We start from the raw sequence: 19,142 nt of genomic DNA, 5'->3' as shown, positions 1-19,142 counted from the left end.
TCTTGCGCGACCTGTTCGACCGATGGGAGCGCGTTTGGCATGAGGGTAAATACGACCTCGTCCCGAAATGCGTCGGGTCGCACTACATCCGGCACGACGAAGCCGGTGACCGGACGGTGACACGCGAGGCCTATGCGGCGGAAATCGCCAAAATTCGAGAGGAGCGGCCCGATATCCGGGTCGTCGTCTATGACCACTCGTTCAAGAGCGACCGGGCTTGGTTTCGCTTTGCCTTCAAGTGGACTGACACCAAAACCGGCGAGGCGCGGAGCCGTGCCGGTATGCAGTCCTATCGGATCGAGGGGGGCAAGCTGGTTGAGACCTGGTTGTCGTTGCAGCCGCTAGGCTCGGCATGGACAGATACGGCGCAGGTGCATTGGACGAGTCCGCCGCATAAGTCTTGAGATATGCACGATGCCCCAGCTAGGGGGGATCGGCGGACCGCAAAGGCCGTGTCGCCCTGAACAAAAAAGCCTCAATCGCTAAAAACGCCACGACTGGGACAGCCGCCCCGACAAAGCCGCCAACTTCATAACCGATCCGGCTGGCCACATAGAGCAGGACAATCATGCTGAGCGCCATCCCCGGCGCACCCAAGCCCCGCATTGCGGCGCTCCGATGATAGCCGATCCAAAAGGCGGCACGCGCCAGTATCCAAACAACGGTGGTCGCTAGCACGCCGCGCATCGCGGAGCCGTCCGGGGAATAGGCTGCGAGACCAAAAAGCGCGGCCATAAACACAAGGATTTGCTCCAATGTGTTTTGCAGATAGCGTTGATTGACTCGCAGTCTCCACGTCTCAAATCCGGAAAGCGGATCAAACGCGGGCGAAGACAGCCGCTCATGAGCCACGGCCTCTACGCCCGTCACGAGGCAAAACAGAACCGCAAGGCAGCAGCATTTGAGCGTAAAAAGCATCCTGCTGCCCAAGCTATCCATGCCCGGCAACGGCGACACGAGATAAGCAATTGCCAGCCAAAGCAGGAGCGCGACTGGCATAGCCACCGCGATGGCAATCATGCCAGCGCGGCGCTGGCGTATAAATGCGCCTTTCTCTGATTCTGCATCATTCATACCCGCAACCTATAGCATACCGAGGCGGCTGGTAACACTTGCAGAATTCTTGAAAACCGGAAATTCAAATCGAGACACTGCCGACCGGTTTTAAGCCGGCGCTTTACAATTCCTCGATCGTACGGGCCGCCTGGTCCAGCGCGTCGGCGATCCGGCGCGCCGTCTCCGGCGAAATCCCCGCCGCCAGCTTCAGCCCCAGCGCGGTCCGCAGATTCTTCATCGCCCGGATCACCGGCAGCGCCGGTTCCCGCACCTGCGCGGCGGCGATCCGCGCCAGAATCGCCTCGACCGTGCTCCGGTTCGCCGCCAGTTCCTCGGAACCCGCCTCGGTGATGCTGAAACTCTTGCGGCTGCCCTCGACCTCGCTGGTCACCAGCCCAAGCTCTTCGAGCAGCGTGAGCGTCGGGTAGATCACGCCGGGGCTGGGCGCATAGGCGCCGCCCGCCAGCTCCTCGATCGCCTTGATGATCTCGTAGCCGTGGCGCGGCTTTTCCGCGATCAGATGCAGCACCAGCATCCTGAGATCGCCATGGTCCAGCCAGCGCCGCAGCCGCCCGCCCAGTCCGAACCGTCCATACCGCTCCGCGCCGTGCAAGGGGTGGTTATGGCGGCCGAAGGCGAAGCGCCGACCGCCGCAGCCGTTCGAATAGGCGCCGCGATAATAGTCGTCATGGATCGCGCGCAGCCGTTCAAAGAGGTCCATTTGTGTCTGTCTCCGTCATTCAGATATTATTTAGATATATCTAAACTCAGTCGAAATCAAACGAAATCGACGCGCTCCCGTCCCGGTCATCCGGCGGCGCGGCGCCGCGCATCATTGACCGCGCGCGGTTGCATCGGTTTTATGGTAGTCACCAATGACCATGGATGTGAGCGCGTCAGGTTTGCCGGAAATCGCCGCCGCACGGGACGCGCCCGATGTCGCGCCCTGTGCGTTCACCCTGCTGCGCCCGCCGCGCCAGAGCGCGCCGGTCGTCGTCGCCTCGCCGCATTCCGGCCGGGACTACGATGCCGGATTTCTCGCCGCTTCCCGGCTCGATGCGCTGGCGCTGCGCAAGAGCGAGGACAGTTTCGTCGATGATTTATGCGCCGCCGCCCCCGAGCACGGCGTGCCGCTGCTCGCGGCCAGGTTTCCGCGCGCCTTCTGCGATGTCAATCGCGAGGCGTGGGAACTCGATCCCGCCATGTTCGAGGATTCGCTGCCCGATCATGTCAACAGCGCGAGCGCGCGGGTGGTGGCCGGGCTCGGCACCATCGCCCGCGTGGTCGCCTCCGGCGAGCCGATCTATCGCCGCAAGCTGTGCTTCGCCGAGGCGCGGGCGCGGATCGAAACCTGCTGGCTGCCGTATCACGCGGCACTCGCGGCGTTGATCGCCGAGACCCGCGCGGCATTCGGCGCCTGCCTGCTGCTCGATGTCCATTCGATGCCAAGTCAATCGGGGCCAAGTCAATCGGGGCCGGGGCCAGGTCCGTCTCGCGGCGGCAGAGGCCCGGATATCGTGCTGGGCGACGCCCATGGCGCGGCCTGCGCGCGGCCGGTCGTGCACTTCGTCGAGGCGGCGCTGCGCGGCGAGGGTTTCGTGGTCCGGCGCAACGACCCCTATGCCGGCGGCTATGTCACCCGCCATTACGGCAGGCCGCGCGAGCGGGTGCATGTGCTGCAGATCGAGATCGCCAAGCAACTCTACATGGATGAACGGACGGTGGCGCCGAATGGCGGGTTTGCCGAGGTGCGGGCGTGTCTCGGCCGGATGATCGGGCTGGTCGCCGACACGGCGGCGCGGCTGGTTTAGAGCGTGATGACTTTCAGTCGATCACGCTCTACTCTTTGTTTGGGCGAGCAATTTCATGGCTTTGCGGATCGCCGCGCGATTCCACTTAAAGCCATATTGCTCTGGGGGGTCAGCGCCTCGCGGGCCTTGGTCGCCAGAATATCGGCCCGTTCGTTCATGACGTCGCCGGCATGGCCGCGCACCCAGAGCCATTCGATCTCGTGCGGTTTCGCGGCGGCGAGGACGCGCTGCCAGAGGTCGTAATTGGCGACTGGATCGCCCTTCGCGTTGCGCCAGTTGCGCCGCACCCAGCCGGAATGCCAGCGCGTGATGCCGTTGCGGAGATATTCGCTGTCGGTGTGCAGGCGCACGCGGCAGGGGCGTTTCAGCGCTTCGAGCGCTTCGGCCGCGGCGGTGAGCTCCATGCGATTGTTGGTGGTATTTTGCGCAGCACCGGACAGCTCGCGCTCGCGATCGCCGAAGCGCAGCAGCGCGGCCCAGCCGCCGGGGCCGGGATTCGGCCGGCAGCCGCCATCGGTCCAGATGTCGACGATGGCGCGGTCTTCAGAGTCCATAGTCACCCTCCGAGCGGGCCTGGGCGTGAAAGCGCAGCCGGCGCCAATAGGCGAGCGGGTCCTTGCGCGTCACCAGCGCGCCGTCCGGCGTATTGATCCAGTCATAGAGGCGGGTGAGCAGGAAGCGGATCGCGGCACCCTGGCAGAGAACCGGCAGGGTGGCGCGTTCGGCTTCGGCGAGCGGGCGGACCGATTGGTAGCCGCGCAGCAGGGCGCGGGATTTGGTGATGTTGAAGCTGAAGTCGTTTTCGAAACACCAGGCGTTGAGGCAGACCGCGATGTCGTAGGCGTAGAGATCGGTCGCGGCGAAATAGAAATCGATCAGGCCGGAGATCTTGCCGTCGAGAAAGAACACGTTGTCGGGGAACAGATCGGCGTGGATATGACCGCGCGGCAGATTGTCCGGCCAGGCGGCGAGAATCGCGTCGAGCGACGCATCGAGCGCCGCGCCGAGCCCGGCCTGCACCGTGTCGGCGCTGCCGGCGCAGCGGGCGAACAAGGGCCGCCAGCCCTCGGGGCCGAGCGCATTGGCGCGGGTCGGGGCGTAATCGGCGCCGGCAAGGTGCAGGCGGGCCAGGGCTTCGCCGAGCGGCGCGCAATGCGCGACCGCCGGGCGGCGCGGCCAGATTCCGGGCAGGAAGGTGGTGATCGCGGCGATTTTCCCGGCGAGCTTGTTGAGATTGGCGCCGTCGCGCGCGCGCACCGGCAGCGGGCAGGGCAGGGATTTCGCCGCCAGATGCTCCATCAGCCCGAGAAACCAGGGCAGATCGGCGGGATCGACGCGTTTTTCGTAGAGGGTGAGGATGAAATCGCCATCCGTGGTGCGGAGCGAGAAATTGCTGTTCTCCACCCCCTCGGCGATGCCGCGAAACGCGACCAGCCGGCCGATCTCGTAGAGCTCCAGGAATTCCGCCAGCGCGTCGTCGGTAACCTCGGTATAAACTGCCATGGAGGCCGGAGATGACCGATCGCGGTTTTGATGGCAAGGGAGGGTTTCGATGCCCGACTTCGATAATCGACAAGGAGACGCCTGTGACCCGATCCGCCCGAATCGCAATTCTGCTGGCTCCGATCGGGCTCGCCGCCTGCGCCGGAAGCAAGGCGCCGACCCTGTATTGCCCGCAGGTCGCGGTATTGCAGCAGGCGAGCCACCTGGTGCGCGCGAAAGGGGATGCCGATGATGTCGCGGCGCGGGTCATCGATGCGCGGATCACCGGGGTCGCCGGCGCCTGCGCCAAGACCGGAAAGGCGACGGAGCGCGTGACGTTCCGCATCGGCTTCGCCGCGACCAACGGCCCGGCCTCGACCTTGACCGAGCAGACCCTGCCCTATTTCGTCGCGATCACCGAGGGCGACCGGATCATCGCGAAGAAAGTCTATCCGGTGAATTTCGATTTCAGGAACGGCGCGGATCAGGCGGTGGCGACGACCAGGCCGATCCGGCTGAGCTTCCCGCGCGCGCCGCGCAGCGCACATCAGCAGGTGCTGGTCGGATTCCAGATGAGCGAGGCCGAGCTGAACAGCGTGCTGGGCGCGGCGGCGCGCTGACCATGAGCGAGGCGGCACCGCGGGTCGAGGTGATGCCGTTTCACGCGGGTGCCGAGTATGTCGACTGCCTGTCCAAGCTGCATGCGGCACTCGAACCGGCGCGGTATCTCGAGATCGGGGTGTGGAAGGGCGAATCGCTGGCGCGGGCGCGGGCGGCGTCGATCGCCGTCGATCCGAATTTCCAGCAGCCGGAATTCGACGTGCTTTCCGGCAAGCCCGAATGCCATTTCTTCCAGTGCGAGAGCGATGGGTTTTTCGCCAGGCACGATCCGGTCGCGATTCTCGGCGGTCCGGTCGATCTCGCGTTTCTCGACGGGATGCACCGGTTCGAGTTCCTGCTGCGCGACTTCGCCAATACCGAGCGGGTATGCCATCCGCGCAGCGTGATCGTGCTGCATGACTGCCTGCCGGTCGACCCGCGCATCACCAATCGCGATCAGGCGGAGCAGTTCCGCGCCGAGGCGGTGGTGCCGGGCTGGTGGGCCGGGGATGTGTGGAAATTGCCGGTGCTGCTCAAGCGCAACCGCCCCGATCTGACGATGATCGCGTTCGACGCGCCACCCACCGGGCTGATCCTGATTGCCCGGCTCGACCCGGCCAGCCGCAGCCTGAACGAGCGCTACGCGGCGATGGTGGAGAGCATGATGACGGCCGATCTCGCCGATTTCGGCACTGCCCGGCTGTTCGATGAGCTGGCGCCGCGCTCCACCGCGCTGCTCGACGATCCGGCGGCGTTGCGCGCGGCATTGTTCGGATGAGCGGGGCGATGGAGGGTGCGGCGCTCATCACCGGCGGGGCGAAACGCATCGGGGCGGCGATCGTGCGCGCGGTCGCGGCGACCGGCAGGGTTGTGGTGATCCATTATCGCACCGCTTCGGTCGAGGCCGGGGCGCTCGCCGCCGAGATCGCGGCGGGAGGGGGTGTCGCGCACATCATCGATGCCGATCTCGCCGATCCGCACGCGGCGGCGGGGTTGATCGCGCGGGCCGAGGCGCTGGCCGGGCCGGTTGCGGTGCTGGTGAACAATGCGTCGCATTTCGTGTTCGATTCGGCGGCGAGCGTGACGGCGGACGGCATCGCGGCGCATATGGCGCCGAACCTGACCGCGCCGGTGCTGCTGGCGCGGGAATTCGCGGCGCGGTGCCGCGAACGGGACGGCGTGATCGTGAATATTCTCGATCAGAAACTCGCCAATCTGAACCCGGATTTTTTCGCCTATACGCTGTCCAAGGCGGCGCTCGCGGCGGCGACCGAAATGCTCGCGATGGCACTGGCGCCGCGCATCCGCGTGTGCGGCGTCGCGCCGGGCCTGACCATGATCGGTCCGAAGCAGAGCGCGGCGCGGTTCGCCCAGGGCCGCGCGACGACGCCGCTGCGGCGCGGCAGCGAGCCCGAGGATATCGCGCGGGCCGTGCGGTTCATCCTGGAGACGCCGTCGGTCACCGGCACCACGCTTCTGGTCGATGCCGGCGAGCATCTGATGCGCCGGCAGCGCGACGTGTCGTTCAGCGGCGCGTGAGCCGGCGGAGCAGCCTTGCCGCGGGCAGCACGGCCAGCAGGGCGCGCGGGCCGTCGCGCCATTCGAGCGCCAGCGCGAGGCGGGTCAGCCGCTCGGCCTGCGGGCGCAGCGCCGCGATGTCGCGCTCCAGGGCGGCAATGGCGTGGTCGCGCATACTGATCGCGTCGTTTCTGGCGGCGATGTCCTGGTCGCGCGTGGCGATGTCGCGCTCCAGGGCGGCGATGGCGTGGTCGCGCGCGGCCAGTTCGGCGTCCCTGGCGGCGACGAGCGCTTCCCGGTCGGCGATCATCCGGCGCAGCACCGCGTCGATGCTGCGCGGCGATGCACCTTCGATTTTGCCGGATAGGGTTGTGGGGTAATCCATGTGAAATTGCTATCATAAGGTGCAAAACCTAATAAAGATACCACTTTTGATTGACTCGCGCTGCCTGCAGCATCCCGATTTCGCCCATCGGGGTATTGGTCAGCACGTTGCTGCCATGCTTGCGGCCCCGCAGGCGGAAGATTTCGCCGTCACGTTCCTGCTCGATCCGGCATTGCCACCGCTGGCGCCGGATTTCGCGGCGCTATGCGAGGCGGTCACCATGGCGCCGTATGAATTCGCCCGGCATGGCGGCATATTTTTGCAGCCGGCGCCGATGTCGTTCCCGCCGGCGCGGATCGCCGGTCTGCTTGGTGCGGCTTCGGTGCGCGGCGTGGCCGTGGTGCTGGATTTCATCCCATTCGATTGGCCCGATCTGTATTTGCGGGAATCACGGGCGCGGCGCGACTATGCGGCCGGGCTCGCCGCACTGCGGCGCTATGACCGATTTCTGCCGATTTCGGCCGCGACCGAAAAGCGGCTGCACGCGTTGGTCCCGGCGAGCGTGGGGCGGAGCGACGTCACCGGCGTCGCGATGCGCCCTGGGTTGATTCGCGAGAGATCGCTACAGGGCTTCGCCGATCGCGCGGGCATCGTCGTGGTGGCCGGCGACGATCCGCGCAAGAACCCGGAACTCGTGGTGTGCGCGGGGATCGGCGCACCGCTCTTCTTCATCGGGATTCACGATGCGGCGACGCGCGCGCGACTTGCGGCACTGCACGAAGCGGCGGGTGGTTCTGCCGATGCGTTGCGCTTTGCGCCGAGGTTGACCGATGCCGAACTCGCCGGAGTCTATGTGCAAGCGCGGCTGGTGATCGCACCGTCGCGCGCCGAGGGGTTCTCGCTGCCGATCGTCGAGGCGATGGCGCAGGGCACGCCGGTTCTCGCCGCCGCCGAGCCGGCCCAGGCCGAGTTGATCGCCGAGGCGGAGGATCGTTTCGCGCCCGACGACGCCACAGCGCTCGGCCGCCTGGCACGCGCGTTGCTCGCCGACGAGGGCGAATGGCGGAAGGTTCAGGCGCGGCAGGACAAGGTCTGGCGCCGCTTTACCATCGATGAAGTGGCGGCGCGGTTCTGGGAGCCGATCGCAGCCCTTGCCGAGATGCGGCCGCCATTCGTTGCGCGCGGCGCGCGGCCGCGCATCGCGTTCCTGTCGCCGCTGCCGCCGACGCCATCCGGCTGCGCCGATCACAGCGCGGCGCTGCTCGCCGAGCTTGCGCGGCGCGCCGAGATCACCGCGTTTTCCGATACGCGCGATCCGATTCTGCCGGGCGGCGTGGGGTTCGGCGGCAGGGCCGATCCGCCGGTCATGCGGTCGCCGAAATTCGACGCGATCATCGCCGTGCTCGGCAATTCTCCGTTTCATGTGACGGAAACGCGGCTGTTGCTGGAATACGGCGCGGCGGCAATCCTGCACGATGCCAGGCTGATCGATCTGTACCGGTCGTGCTTCGGCGAGGGGCGCGCACGCGGGGTCGCCGCGGCGGAGCTTGGCCGGGATGTGACTCAAGCGGAGCTCGAAGCCTGGACCCGCGATCAGGCCGCCATGCCGGTGCGCCTGCTGGGCGAGGTCGCGGATGCCGCATCGCCGCTGATCGTCCATGCGCGGGAGACGCAGCAGTTCATTGCGGCACACCACGGGATTGCTGCGCGCTTCCTGCCTTTCGCGCCGTATCGGCTGCCCGACCCCGCGAGCCTGACGCCGGCGGGGCGCGCGGCGGCGCGGGCACGGCTCGGCACCGGGCCGGAGCCGAGGCTGATCGCAAGCTTTGGGCACATTCATGGCGACAAGGAGCCACAACAGCTTATCGAAGCATTTGCCGCCCTTGGATCGGCGCACGCCAGCCGGTTCGCCCTGGTCGGATCGGGGAATCCCACTCTGATCGCGGGGCTGCGCGAGCAGGCCGTATCGCTCGGCATCGATCTCGCGATCGACGCGGATCAGGTGCCGGAGCCGGTCTATCGCGACTATCTCGCCGCCGCCGATGTCGCGGTGCAGCTCCGCCGCGCGCCGCCGGGCAGCATTTCCGGGGCGCTGATGGACGCGATCGCGGCGGGGATTCCATCGGTCGCGGCCGCGACGCTCGCCGAGGCGATCGAACCGCCGGGTTATGTGCGGGTGGTGCCCGACGATGCCGATGCCGGAACGATCGCCACGGCGATCGGCCGGGCGCTGGAGCAGGACCGTGCCGGAATTGCGGAGGCGCGGGCGGATTTCCTGGATCGGCGCGGGATGGGCCGCTATGCGTCGTTGCTGATCGAGGCGGTGCTTAGTTGAGACTTGTGCCCGGCGCGAGCCTATCCTAATTCCCCGCCATGACCGACGATACGCTGAAAACCGAACCCGAGATCGCCACCGGAGCCGAAGCCGACGAAGCGGCGCCGGAATCCGAGACCGATCTGCTCGCCGCGGCACAGGAGCGGATCGCGAAACTCGAAGCCGAGACCGCCGAACTGCGCGACAAATGGATTCGCGCGCAGGCGGAGATGGAGAATCTGCGCGCGCGCACCCGCCGCGAGGTGGAGGAGGCGCGGCTCTACGCCGTGCAGAAATTCGCCGGCGACGTGGCCGAGACGGCGGAAAATCTGCGCCGGGGCCTCGAAGCGCTGCCGGCACCCGAGGCCGGCGAGCCGAAGCTGATCGGCAAGCTGCGGGAAGGGTTCGAAGGGGTGGAGCGCAGCTTCCTCGCGATGCTGGAACGCCACGGCATCAAGGCCGAGGAGCCGGCGGGCGCCGCGTTCGACGCCAACAAGCATCAGGCGATGGCCGAGCAGGAAAGTGCGGATGCGCCGCCCGGCACCGTGCTGCAGGCCTGGAGCCGCACCTGGACGCTGAACGGCAGGCTGCTCAAGCCGGCAATGGTGGTGGTCGCCAAGGCGCCGGCGGATAAGCCTCTGGACATCGAAGCATGAAATTAGGGTGTGTACCCAATGGCGGCTCACGCCGCCATTGGGTACACACCCTGAACCCTGCCGCGCTAATTTCGCGAGGCGAAAATCGGACCGGCCCTTGTGCCCAGGGGGTCGGTTCAATACATCTATCACCGTGAAACAAGGGGCCTGCCCGATGCTTCGGGTCCGGCATGCCCGCTGAAAGGAGAGTTTCAATGAGCAAGGTCATCGGTATCGACCTCGGAACCACCAATTCATGCGTCGCGATCATGGAGGGCAAGGATGTCCGCGTGATCGAAAACAGCGAGGGCGCGCGCACCACGCCGTCGATGGTCGCCTTCGCCGATAACGGCGAACGGCTGATCGGCCAGTCGGCCAAGCGGCAGGCGGTCACCAACCCGACCAACACGCTGTATGCGGTCAAGCGCCTGATCGGCCGGCGCTACGACGACCCGACGGTCGAGAAGGACAAGGGGCTGGTGCCCTATGCGATCGTGCGCGGCGACAATGGCGATGCCTGGGTCGAGGCGCGCGGCCAGCGCTATGCGCCATCGCAGGTCAGTTCGTACATCCTGACCAAGATGAAGGAGACCGCCGAGGCGTATCTGGGCGAGACCGTCACCCAGGCTGTGATCACGGTTCCCGCCTACTTCAACGACGCCCAGCGGCAGGCGACGAAGGATGCCGGCAAGATCGCCGGACTCGACGTGCTGCGTATCATCAACGAGCCGACCGCCGCTGCCCTTGCCTATGGCATGGACAAGAAACAGGCCGGCACCGTCGCGGTCTATGACCTTGGTGGCGGCACCTTCGACATTTCGGTGCTCGAACTGGGCGACGGCGTGTTCGAGGTGAAATCGACCAATGGCGATACCTTCCTCGGCGGCGAGGATTTCGACCAGCGGGTGATCGATTATCTGGCGGCGGAATTCCAGCGCGAGCAGGGCATCGACCTGCGCAAGGACAAATTGGCGCTCCAGCGGCTCAAGGAAGCCGCCGAGAAGGCGAAGATCGAACTGTCCTCGTCGAAGGAGACCGAGATCAACCTGCCGTTCATCACCGCCGACGCCTCCGGGCCGAAGCACATGGTGATGAAGCTGACGCGGGCGAAGCTGGAATCCCTGGTCGATGATTTGATCGAGCGCACCCTCGGGCCGTGCCGCGCGGCGCTGAAGGATGCCGGGGTGACGGCGGGCGAGATCGACGAGGTGATCCTGGTCGGCGGCATGACCCGGATGCCCAAGGTGATCGAGGCGGTGAAGCAGTTCTTCGGCCGCGAGCCGGCGCGCAACGTCAACCCGGACGAGGTGGTGGCGATCGGTGCCGCGATCCAGGGCGCGGTGCTCAAGGGCGACGTCAAGGACGTGCTGCTGCTCGACGTGACGCCGCTGTCGCTCGGGATCGAGACGCTGGGCGGCGTGTTCACCCGGCTGATCGACCGCAACACCACGATCCCGACCAAGAAGAGCCAGACCTTCTCGACCGCCGACGACAACCAGACGGCGGTGACCATCAAGGTGTTCCAGGGCGAGCGCGAGATGGCCGCCGACAACAAGATGCTGGGCCAGTTCGACCTGATGGGCCTGCCGGCGGCGCCGCGCGGGGTGCCGCAGATCGAGGTGACGTTCGATATCGACGCGAACGGCATCGTCTCGGTGTCCGCCAAGGATAAGGCGACCGGCAAGGAGCAGCAGATCCGCATCCAGGCCTCGGGGGGCCTGTCGGACACCGATATCGAGCGGATGGTCAAGGACGCCGAGGCGAATGCGGCGGCCGACAAGGCCAAGCGCGAGCTGGTCGATGCCCGCAATCAGGCGGACAGCCTGGTCCATCAGACCGAGAAGACGCTGAAGGAAAGCGAAGGCAAGGTCTCGGCTCAGGACAAGGGCGAGGCCGAAGCCGCGATCGCGGCGGCGCGCTCGGCGCTTGAAGCGGGCGAGATCGAGGCGATCAAGTCGGCGACCGAGCGGCTCACCCAGGTCGCCATGCGGATCGGCGAGGCGATGTACAAGGCACAGGCCGATGCGGGAGCGCAGGCTGGCGGTCCATCGGCCGGCGGTGAGCCGGGCGGCGAGCAGGCCAAACCCGGTGAAAAAGTGGTCGATGCCGAGTTCGAGGAAGTCGACGAGAAGAAGAAATCGGCGTGATCGCGGCGCGTCCGTGATGAATGCCCGGTGTCCTGCCCCTGAAGTTCCCTGCATGAACTTCGGGGATAAGCAGATCACTCGCCGACCTGTATCCCGGACCGTATGCGGTCCGGGATATTCTTGTTTCGACACTTCCCGAGACTGAGCCAGGATGATGGCCAAGACCGATTATTACGACCTGCTCGGCGTGAAGCGCGGCGCCGCGGCGGACGAGTTGAAGAAAGCCTATCGCAAGCTGGCGATGCAATATCACCCGGACCGCAATCCGGGCGACAAGGCCGCCGAGCAGAAATTCAAGGACGTCAACGAAGCTTATGACGTCCTGAAGGACGAGCAGAAGCGCGCTGCCTATGACCGTTTCGGCCACGCCGCGTTCGAAAACGGCGGGCCGGGCTCCGGCGGCGGGTTCGGCGGCTTCGGCTTCGAAGGTGGCATCGGCGATATTTTCGAGCAGATGTTCGGCGAGGCGATGGGCGGGCGGCGTGGCGGCCGATCCGAACGCGGGGGTGCGGATATCCGCGCCGGGGTCGAGATCGAGCTGACCCAGGCCTTCGCCGGAACCAAGGCGGATGTGCGAGTGCCGACGCGGGTTGCGTGCGATGCCTGCAGCGGCACCGGCTCGGCCGACAAGCAGGCGGCGGCGGATACCTGCCCGACCTGTAACGGCGCGGGGCGGGTGCGTGCGCAGCAGGGATTTTTCGTGGTCGAGCGGACCTGTCCCACCTGCGGCGGCGCGGGGCGGAGCATCCGCAATCCGTGCCGGGTGTGCGGCGGCGCCGGCACCGTGCCGCGCGAGCGGACGCTTTCGGTCACGATTCCCGCCGGGGTGGAGGATGGTACGCGCATCCGCCTGTCTGGCGAGGGCGAAGCCGGCGGGCGCGGGGCGCCGCCCGGCGACCTTTACGTGCATGTCGCGATCCGGCCGCATCCGATCTTCCAGCGCGACGGAGCGAATATTTTCTGCCGGGTGCCGCTGCGCATGGCCCAGGCGGCACTGGGCGGCGAAATCGAGGTTCCGGCGATCGACGGCTCGCGGGCGCGGGTGAAAATCCCCGCCGGGACGCAGACCGGCGATCAGTTCAGGCTGCGCAACAAGGGGTTTTCGGTGCTGCGCAGCGCGCAGCGCGGCGACATGTATATCCAGGTCGCGGTGGAGACGCCGCAGAGCCTGACCCGCCGGCAGCGCGAACTGCTCGAGGAGTTCGAGCGCGAGGGCGGCGGCAGCGCCTCCGCCAGCCCGGAGCATGACGGGTTTTTCACCAAGGTGCGGGAGTTTTTCGAGGGGTTGTGACGGGACGATGGCTCGAAACCGTCATGGCGAGCGCAGCGAAGCCATCCAGGGCGGCGGATGGGCTTTTAGATGGATCGCTTCGACGCTTCGACGCTTCGCGTCTCGCGATGACAGGTGCGAGCTGCGCGTCTCGCGATGACGGTGTGGGGGTCTGATTTTTACGAAGTATGACAAGGCGTTGCGTTTTGCGGATTTTGCGCCAAACTGCGGTTCATGTTTTCCAGCTCCGGGACTCTCACGATGAAGCCAGTTCTGTCTGTTGCCGCTGCCGGCGCGGTGATCCTCGGCCTTGCCGGGTGCACGGTGGCGCCGCCGACCTCACCCACGGTCGTCGCCATGCCGGGGCAGGGCATACCCTTCAGCCAGTTTCGGCAGGACGACAATTACTGCCGGTATTATGCGTCGCAGCGCACCGGCAATGGCGGACCGGCCTATGCGGCCAGCCAGAATTCGACCAACACCGCGATCGGCGGCACGCTGCTCGGGGCGGCGGCAGGCGCGCTGCTCGGGGCTGCGGGCGGCAATGCCGGCGCGGGGGCGGCGATCGGCGCGGGTTCGGGTCTGCTGCTCGGCAGCGCCGCCGCCGGCGGCAATGCCCAGGGTGCCGCGGATTCGCTGCAGGCGCAGTATAACGTGGCCTATGCGCAATGTATGGTAGGCCATGGCAACAAGATGGAAGGCTATGCGGGTGGTTCCGGGTCTTCCTATGGCTATGGCGCGCCGCCTTACGCGCCGCCCGGCTATTACGCGTATCCGGGTTACTGATCCCACCCCTGCCGCCGGGCGCAACCTTGGCGGCGCGCCGCAGATGCGGCGGCGACGGCGGTACCGGGGGGATGACTGGACGATTCCGCTGCCGGTTTCGCTCGCTCTCCACGCGGCGATCATTCTGCTGCTTCTCTACGCGGTGCACCGGCAGAAGCTGATTCCGCCGATGCCGCAATCCGGCATCGCCGTCGTGTTTCAGAATACCGGCCTGCCGCATAGCGCCTTGCATAACGCGGCACCGAAAGCGGCACGGCGCGGGCCGCCCGAACTGGCGCAGCTTCCGCCACCCCCCCCGCCGCCGCCGCGACCGGCCAACCCGCAATCCGAGGTCAATCTCGCCTCGCCCGCGCCGATCCCGTTCAATCTGCCGAAGCAGGCGGTCCCGGCGGCGCCGCCGAAGCACAAAGCTGTGCCGCACCATGCGCCGTCCGCGCCGAAGCAGCGTTTCCTGGTGATGAACGGAATGTCGTTCGGCCGGCATCCGACGACAGTGCTCAACCACGCGCCGGGTGCGCTCAATCTTGCCCCGTCACAGTCGGATCTGCTGCGCCGGGCGCCCGAGCTCACCTTCAAAGGGAATGCAGGGCCGGATTGGGAGAGCGCGTTCAACAAATGGGTGAACGAGCATAAATATTACCCGAAAGCGGCCGCCGAAAACGGCGAGGACGGCAAGGTGACGATCAGCTTCACCGTGCTGCCCGACGGGAAAGTGATCGATCTGCGGCTTCTGCGCAGCTCGGGTGCGCCGCTGCTGGATATGGCGTGGTACGGGCTGTTTCGCGGCGTCCGCGTGCCGCGCTTCCCGCCGGGTTCGACGGCGAAGAGCGAGCGCGTCATCGCGACGATGCATTTTATCCTGATCCGATAGGGATGCCCAAGGATGGATCGCTTGCCTTCGGCTCGCGATGACGTTCTGTCTGTTCAGGAACGCCTGGTGCGGCGGATCGCGCCTTCGGCTTCGAGTGCCGCGATCTCTTCGGGCGAAAACCCGTGTTCGGCGAGGATCGCGTCCTGATCCTGGGCGAAGCGCGGCGGCGGTGCGGCCGGGCCGCCCGGCGTGCGGGAGAATTTGATCGGCGTGCCGAGGGTTTTCACCCCGTCGAGATCGGCGACCATGGCGCGATGCGCGGCGTGCGGGCTTTCGAGCGCGGCATCGACCGGCCGGACCGCGCCGGCTGGAACCCCGGCGCGGATCAGGGTGATCGCCAGCGTCGCGCCGTCATGGCTTGCGAGGGCGGATTCGAGGGTGGATTTCAGCGCCGCACGGTGGGCGAGCCGGTCGGAATTGGAGACGAAGCGCGGATCGGCGGCAATGTCCGGGCGGTCCAGCAGCGTGCAGAGTTTGCGGAACTGGCCGTCATTGCCGGCGGCGATGAAGATGTCGCAGGTCGCGGTGGCGAAGGTTTCGTAGGGCGCGATATTGGGATGGGCATTGCCGGTGGCAGCCGGGCGCTTGCCGGACAGCAGGTAATTCGCCCCAGCCGGGTGCAGCAGCGCGAGCGCGGTGTCGTGCAGGGTCATGTCGATGAACTGGCCGAGGCCGGAGCGGGCGCGTTCGTGCAGCGCCATCAATATGCCGATGGCGGCATAGAGCCCGGTGCCGAGATCGACGATCGGGGTGCCCATGCGGACCGGACCGCTCGAAGGATCGCCGTTGATGGTCATCAGCCCGGTCATCGCCTGCACCACCGCATCGTAGCCGGGCAGGCCGCCGAGCGGGCCGTCGGCGCCGAAGCCGGACACCCGGCAATGGATCAGGCCGGGAAATGTCGCGCCGAGCGTCTCATAGCCGATGCCCCATTTTTCAAGGCTGCCGGGTTTGAAATTCTCGACCAGCACGTCCGCGCCGTCGAGCAGGCGGAGCAGCACCGCGCGGCCGGATTCCTGGGCGAGATCGAGGCTCATCGCCCGCTTGCCGCGATTGGCGCCGAGATAGTAGCTGGCGTCGCGCACACCCTCGCCCCGATCGAGGAAGGGCGGTCCCCATTCGCGCACCTCGTCGCCCTGGGGCGGCTCGATCTTGATCACCTCGGCGCCGTGATCGGCCAGGATCGTGGTGCAATACGGGCCGCCGAGAACCCGCGTCAGGTCGATCACCTTGAGGCCGGATAATGCGCGCTGGCTCATGCGATTTTCGTCTCCTGCCGATGTGATGATATGCATGGATTAGCGGGCGGAGTTGCGCAAGCTTCCGGCGATCCGTCGGGTCGCCGGAAGCGCAACGAAGGGGGCGCCCGAATCGACAAGGCGTGGAGCGGAGCAGAACCATGGATCTGGGGTTGCGGGGCAGGCGGGCGATCGTGTGCGCGGCGAGCAAGGGGCTGGGACGGGCGGCGGCGTTCGCCCTGGCGCGCGAGGGTGTGGATGTCGTGATCACCGCGCGCGGCGAGACGGCGCTGGCCGAGACCGCGGTGCAGATCGCGGCGGCGACCGGAGCAAAAGTGTCGATCGCGGCGGGGGATATCACCACCGAGGCGGGACGCGCGGCGGCGTTGAGCCTGTGTCCCGATCCCGACATTCTGATCACCAACGCGGGCGGACCGCCGGCGGGGGATTTCCGCAATTTTTCCGATGCCGACTGGCAGGCGGCGCTGCAAGCGAACATGCTTACCCCGATCGCGCTGATCCGTGCCACGATCGACGGCATGATCGCGCGGCGCTTCGGGCGGATCGTGAACATCACCTCGGCGGCGGTGAAATCGCCGATCCCGATGCTCGGCCTGTCGAACGGCGCGCGGGCCGGGCTGACCGGATTCGTCGCCGGGCTGGCGCGGCAGGTGGCGCGGCACAACGTGACGATCAACAACATTCTTCCCGGCCCGTTCCTGACAGACCGGCTGCGCGACAACGCGCAGGAGGCGGCGCGGACGGCGGGGCGCAGCGCGGAGGAGGAAATCGCGCTGCGGGCGAAGACGAATCCGGCCGGACGGGTCGGCGCGCCCGAGGAGTTCGGCGATGCCTGCGCTTTTCTGTGCGCGGCGCAGTCCGGCTTCATCGTGGGGCAGAACCTGCTGCTCGACGGCGGCGCGTTCAACGCGGCGTTCGGCTGAGTCTTGCGCTTTCCGATTTCCGACCATTGCGACGGCACGCGGTTCTTCAATCCCGAGGGCGTGCGGCGAAGAGCAGGGCGGGTTCCGCTGCTGCGCTGGATGATGCGGCGAAACGGTCGCGCCAAATGGCCGGATCACGTGGCGAACCGAGGTTACGCCCCACCCTCGGGCGAGGTTCCGGCAGGGCATGCCGCGCTGACCTTTATCGGCCATTCCAGCTTTCTGCTCCGGCAGGATGGCCTCACGCTGCTGATCGATCCGGTGTTTTCCGAGCGGTGCTCGCCGGTGCAATTCGCCGGGCCGAAGCGGGCGCGGGCACCGGGCCAGACGATCGCCGCGCTGCCGAAGCCCGATGCGATCCTGCTATCGCACAACCACTACGATCATTGCGACATCCCAGGCCTGCGGGCGATAAGCCAACGGTTCGGCGCGGTGCCGATTTTCGCCCCACTGGGCAATCGGGGCTGGCTGGAGCGCAAGGGGCTGGGGCCGGTGACGGAATTGGATTGGTGGCAGATGATCGCCTGGGGCGGCGCGGAAATCACCTTCACCCCGGCGCGGCATTTCGCCGCGCGCACCCCGTTCGACCGCAACACCACGCTGTGGGGTGGGTTTTTCATCCGGCATGGCGAGGAGTCGGTCTATATCGCGGGCGATAGCGGCTATACCGGCTATTTCCGGGCGATCCGCGAACGGCTGGGTGCGCCCGATCTGTCGCTGCTGCCGATCGGCGCCTATGAGCCGCGCTGGTTCATGGGCAATGTGCATCTGAACCCCGCCGACGCGGTGCAGGCGTTCCGGGAATTGGGCGCGAGACAGGCGGTGGGGATGCATTTCGGCACGTTCCAGCTCACCGACGAGGCGATCGACGCCCCGCTGATCGATCTGGCCGCCGCGCGCGAGGCGGCCGGGCTCGATGCAGCGCGGTTCGTCACCCTCGATTTCGGTGAAACCCGGCTGTTCGATCTCAGGCGAGGTTGAGGGTCGCGGCAAGCTCCAGGAGTGCGATATCGCGGCCGCGCCCGGCGATCAGCGAAAGGCCGACCGGCGCACCATCGACCGTCGCCACCGGGATGGTCAGTTCCGGCAGGCCGGCGAAGGCCGAGATGATGCCGACGCGAATGGTGCGGGTGCGGATAATGTCGAGGCTCGGCTGATCGGCGTCGCGCATCGGCGCCGGGCAGGGTGAGGTGGGCAGAACCAGCACCGCGCCGCCCTCGAGCAGGGCCGCCATCCGCGCGGTGAAGGTTCGGCGGATGGCGAGCCCGGCCTCGGCGGCTTCGGCGCTCGCCCGTTTCGTGGCGGCGCAGCGCGCCGCGGTGATCGGGTCGAGAGTCGGTTTCACCTTTTCGATGAAGCCGCCGAGCGCCAACCAGGTTTCGCGGTCGCGCACCGCGCGCTGGGCGGCGAACAGCGAATCGAGCCCTTCCGGCGCGGGGTCGATATCGGGCATCGGGCCGAGTTGCGCGGCAACGGGTTCCAGCGCCGCGCGGACCGCCGCGTCGGCATTGTCCCAGGCCGGGCCAACGCGGAGAAACGTGCCCGACAGAGGCGGCGAGGACGGCAGGAGCGCGCGGCCGACGCGTAGCATGGTCGCGGCGTCGCGGGCGAACCAGCCCGCGGTGTCGAAGCTGGGGGACAGGGCGGCGGCGCCGGACAGGCTGATCGCCCCAAAGCTCGGCCTGAGCCCGTAAATCCCGCAATAGCTCGCCGGGATGCGCACCGAGCCGCCGGTATCCGAGCCGATGCCGGCATGGGCGAGCCCCGCCGCGACCATCGCGGCCGACCCGCAGGACGATCCGCCGGGCAGACGGTCGGGTGCCTTGGGGTTGACCGGCGTGCCGTAATGGATGTTGCGGCCCTCCAGCCCGAAGGCGAGCTCGACCGTGGTGGTCTTGGCGGTGATTCGCGCGCCGGCATCGAGCAGCCGGGCGACGACCCAGGCATGGGTGAGGGCGGGGCCGTGGCGGCGCGCCCAGTCGGGGTTGCCGAAGCTGGTTTCCTCGCCCGCGATATCGAACAGGTCCTTGACCACGACATCGAGCCCGGCCAGGGGGGCGGACGGATTGCCGGGAAGATCGAGGCGTTTGACGATTCCGAGGTCGGGGTCTTCGGCGAGGAGGGGTGTGCGATTCATCGGCGAAG

The 19,142-nt window shown here is 67.2% G+C and carries 20 protein-coding genes; 13 read left to right on the top strand and 7 right to left on the bottom strand.

The genetic code is table 11. The features are described from left to right. Positions 1 to 2: 2 nt before the first annotated feature. Complete coding sequence (locus L2A60_RS02695) at positions 3 to 404, top strand: ester cyclase (RefSeq protein WP_235702831.1); 402 nt, start codon at positions 3 to 5, stop codon at positions 402 to 404. Between the two features lie 19 nt (positions 405 to 423). Here the strand turns inward: L2A60_RS02695 and L2A60_RS02690 are convergent, their stop codons facing one another. Next, on the bottom strand, positions 424 to 1,020 hold the full coding sequence (locus L2A60_RS02690; protein ID WP_235702830.1) for an MAPEG family protein: 597 nt from the start codon (positions 1,018 to 1,020) through the stop codon (positions 424 to 426). Between the two features lie 157 nt (positions 1,021 to 1,177). Beyond that, the gene (locus tag L2A60_RS02685) at positions 1,178 to 1,777 is read right to left on the bottom strand and encodes a PadR family transcriptional regulator (protein ID WP_235702829.1); all 600 of its coding nucleotides are present in this window, start codon (positions 1,775 to 1,777) and stop codon (positions 1,178 to 1,180) included. A 160-nt stretch (positions 1,778 to 1,937) separates the two neighbouring features. Here L2A60_RS02685 and L2A60_RS02680 point away from each other — a divergent pair, with 160 nt between their 5' ends. Next, a complete protein-coding gene (locus tag L2A60_RS02680; protein ID WP_235702934.1) occupies positions 1,938 to 2,867 on the top strand; it encodes an N-formylglutamate amidohydrolase in 930 nt (309 codons plus the stop codon). Between the two features lie 53 nt (positions 2,868 to 2,920). Here the strand turns inward: L2A60_RS02680 and rnhA are convergent, their stop codons facing one another. Both rnhA and L2A60_RS02670 read right to left on the bottom strand, forming a co-directional pair. Beyond that, positions 2,921 to 3,421, bottom strand: a complete 501-nt coding sequence (gene rnhA, locus L2A60_RS02675; RefSeq protein WP_235702828.1) for a ribonuclease HI — start codon at positions 3,419 to 3,421, stop codon at positions 2,921 to 2,923. Then, positions 3,411 to 4,370: a homoserine kinase gene (locus L2A60_RS02670; protein WP_235702827.1), complete on the bottom strand. Its 960-nt coding sequence runs from the start codon at positions 4,368 to 4,370 to the stop codon at positions 3,411 to 3,413. Before L2A60_RS02670 ends, rnhA begins: the two co-directional genes overlap by 11 nt. Positions 4,371 to 4,453: 83 nt before the next feature. Here L2A60_RS02670 and L2A60_RS02665 point away from each other — a divergent pair, with 83 nt between their 5' ends. From L2A60_RS02665 to L2A60_RS02655, 3 genes are read left to right on the top strand one after another with little or no spacing between them, the layout of a single operon-like run. Then, positions 4,454 to 4,969: a hypothetical protein gene (locus L2A60_RS02665; protein ID WP_235702826.1), complete on the top strand. Its 516-nt coding sequence runs from the start codon at positions 4,454 to 4,456 to the stop codon at positions 4,967 to 4,969. A 2-nt stretch (positions 4,970 to 4,971) separates the two neighbouring features. After that, entirely contained in the window at positions 4,972 to 5,727 is a 756-nt protein-coding gene (locus tag L2A60_RS02660) for a class I SAM-dependent methyltransferase (protein WP_235702825.1), read from the top strand. Continuing rightward, positions 5,724 to 6,488, top strand: a complete 765-nt coding sequence (locus L2A60_RS02655) for an SDR family oxidoreductase (RefSeq protein ID WP_235702824.1) — start codon at positions 5,724 to 5,726, stop codon at positions 6,486 to 6,488. The genes L2A60_RS02660 and L2A60_RS02655 overlap by 4 nt, the downstream gene beginning before the upstream one ends. Here L2A60_RS02655 and L2A60_RS02650 read toward each other — a convergent pair. Beyond that, positions 6,475 to 6,852 (bottom strand): hypothetical protein, encoded by a 378-nt coding sequence (locus tag L2A60_RS02650; RefSeq protein ID WP_235702823.1) that lies wholly within the window; start codon positions 6,850 to 6,852, stop codon positions 6,475 to 6,477. The two genes, L2A60_RS02655 and L2A60_RS02650, sit on opposite strands and share 14 nt — an antisense overlap. 115 nt (positions 6,853 to 6,967) lie before the next feature. Between L2A60_RS02650 and L2A60_RS02645 the strand changes: the two genes are divergently transcribed. From L2A60_RS02645 to L2A60_RS02620, 6 genes are all read left to right on the top strand, one after another. Next, entirely contained in the window at positions 6,968 to 9,127 is a 2,160-nt protein-coding gene (locus L2A60_RS02645) for a glycosyltransferase (RefSeq protein WP_235702822.1), read from the top strand. A gap of 38 nt (positions 9,128 to 9,165) precedes the next feature. Next, positions 9,166 to 9,762, top strand: coding sequence for a nucleotide exchange factor GrpE (locus L2A60_RS02640; protein WP_235702821.1), 597 nt, complete (start codon positions 9,166 to 9,168; stop codon positions 9,760 to 9,762). A 194-nt stretch (positions 9,763 to 9,956) separates the two neighbouring features. Beyond that, a complete protein-coding gene (dnaK, locus tag L2A60_RS02635) occupies positions 9,957 to 11,888 on the top strand; it encodes a molecular chaperone DnaK (protein WP_235702820.1) in 1,932 nt (643 codons plus the stop codon). A 151-nt stretch (positions 11,889 to 12,039) separates the two neighbouring features. Then, entirely contained in the window at positions 12,040 to 13,179 is a 1,140-nt protein-coding gene (gene dnaJ, locus L2A60_RS02630; protein ID WP_235702819.1) for a molecular chaperone DnaJ, read from the top strand. Positions 13,180 to 13,419: 240 nt separating this feature from the next. Beyond that, positions 13,420 to 13,944, top strand: coding sequence for a glycine zipper family protein (locus L2A60_RS02625; protein WP_235702818.1), 525 nt, complete (start codon positions 13,420 to 13,422; stop codon positions 13,942 to 13,944). A 43-nt stretch (positions 13,945 to 13,987) separates the two neighbouring features. Then, positions 13,988 to 14,815 carry an energy transducer TonB gene (locus L2A60_RS02620; RefSeq protein ID WP_235702817.1) on the top strand — a complete coding sequence of 276 codons (828 nt, stop codon included), beginning with the start codon at positions 13,988 to 13,990 and terminating at the stop codon, positions 14,813 to 14,815. Between the two features lie 53 nt (positions 14,816 to 14,868). On the opposite strand, the gene L2A60_RS02615 is transcribed toward L2A60_RS02620, so the two are convergent. Continuing rightward, entirely contained in the window at positions 14,869 to 16,074 is a 1,206-nt protein-coding gene (locus L2A60_RS02615) for a CaiB/BaiF CoA transferase family protein (protein WP_235702816.1), read from the bottom strand. 140 nt (positions 16,075 to 16,214) lie between these two features. On the opposite strand from L2A60_RS02615, the gene L2A60_RS02610 reads away from it, so the two are divergent. After that, entirely contained in the window at positions 16,215 to 16,997 is a 783-nt protein-coding gene (locus L2A60_RS02610; protein WP_235702815.1) for an SDR family oxidoreductase, read from the top strand. Positions 16,998 to 17,000: 3 nt separating this feature from the next. Next, complete coding sequence (locus L2A60_RS02605) at positions 17,001 to 17,978, top strand: MBL fold metallo-hydrolase (protein WP_235702814.1); 978 nt, start codon at positions 17,001 to 17,003, stop codon at positions 17,976 to 17,978. Here L2A60_RS02605 and L2A60_RS02600 read toward each other — a convergent pair. Further along, positions 17,965 to 19,134, bottom strand: a complete 1,170-nt coding sequence (locus tag L2A60_RS02600) for an amidase (protein WP_235702813.1) — start codon at positions 19,132 to 19,134, stop codon at positions 17,965 to 17,967. The two genes, L2A60_RS02605 and L2A60_RS02600, sit on opposite strands and share 14 nt — an antisense overlap. Positions 19,135 to 19,142: the final 8 nt, after the last annotated feature.

It is taken from the genome of Acidiphilium iwatense (assembly GCF_021556475.1).
GTDB classification, from domain to species: Bacteria; Pseudomonadota; Alphaproteobacteria; order Acetobacterales; family Acetobacteraceae; genus Acidiphilium; species Acidiphilium iwatense.
Note: the sequence above shows the minus strand (reverse complement) of the source record. Positions and strands in the feature narration are given on the sequence as shown.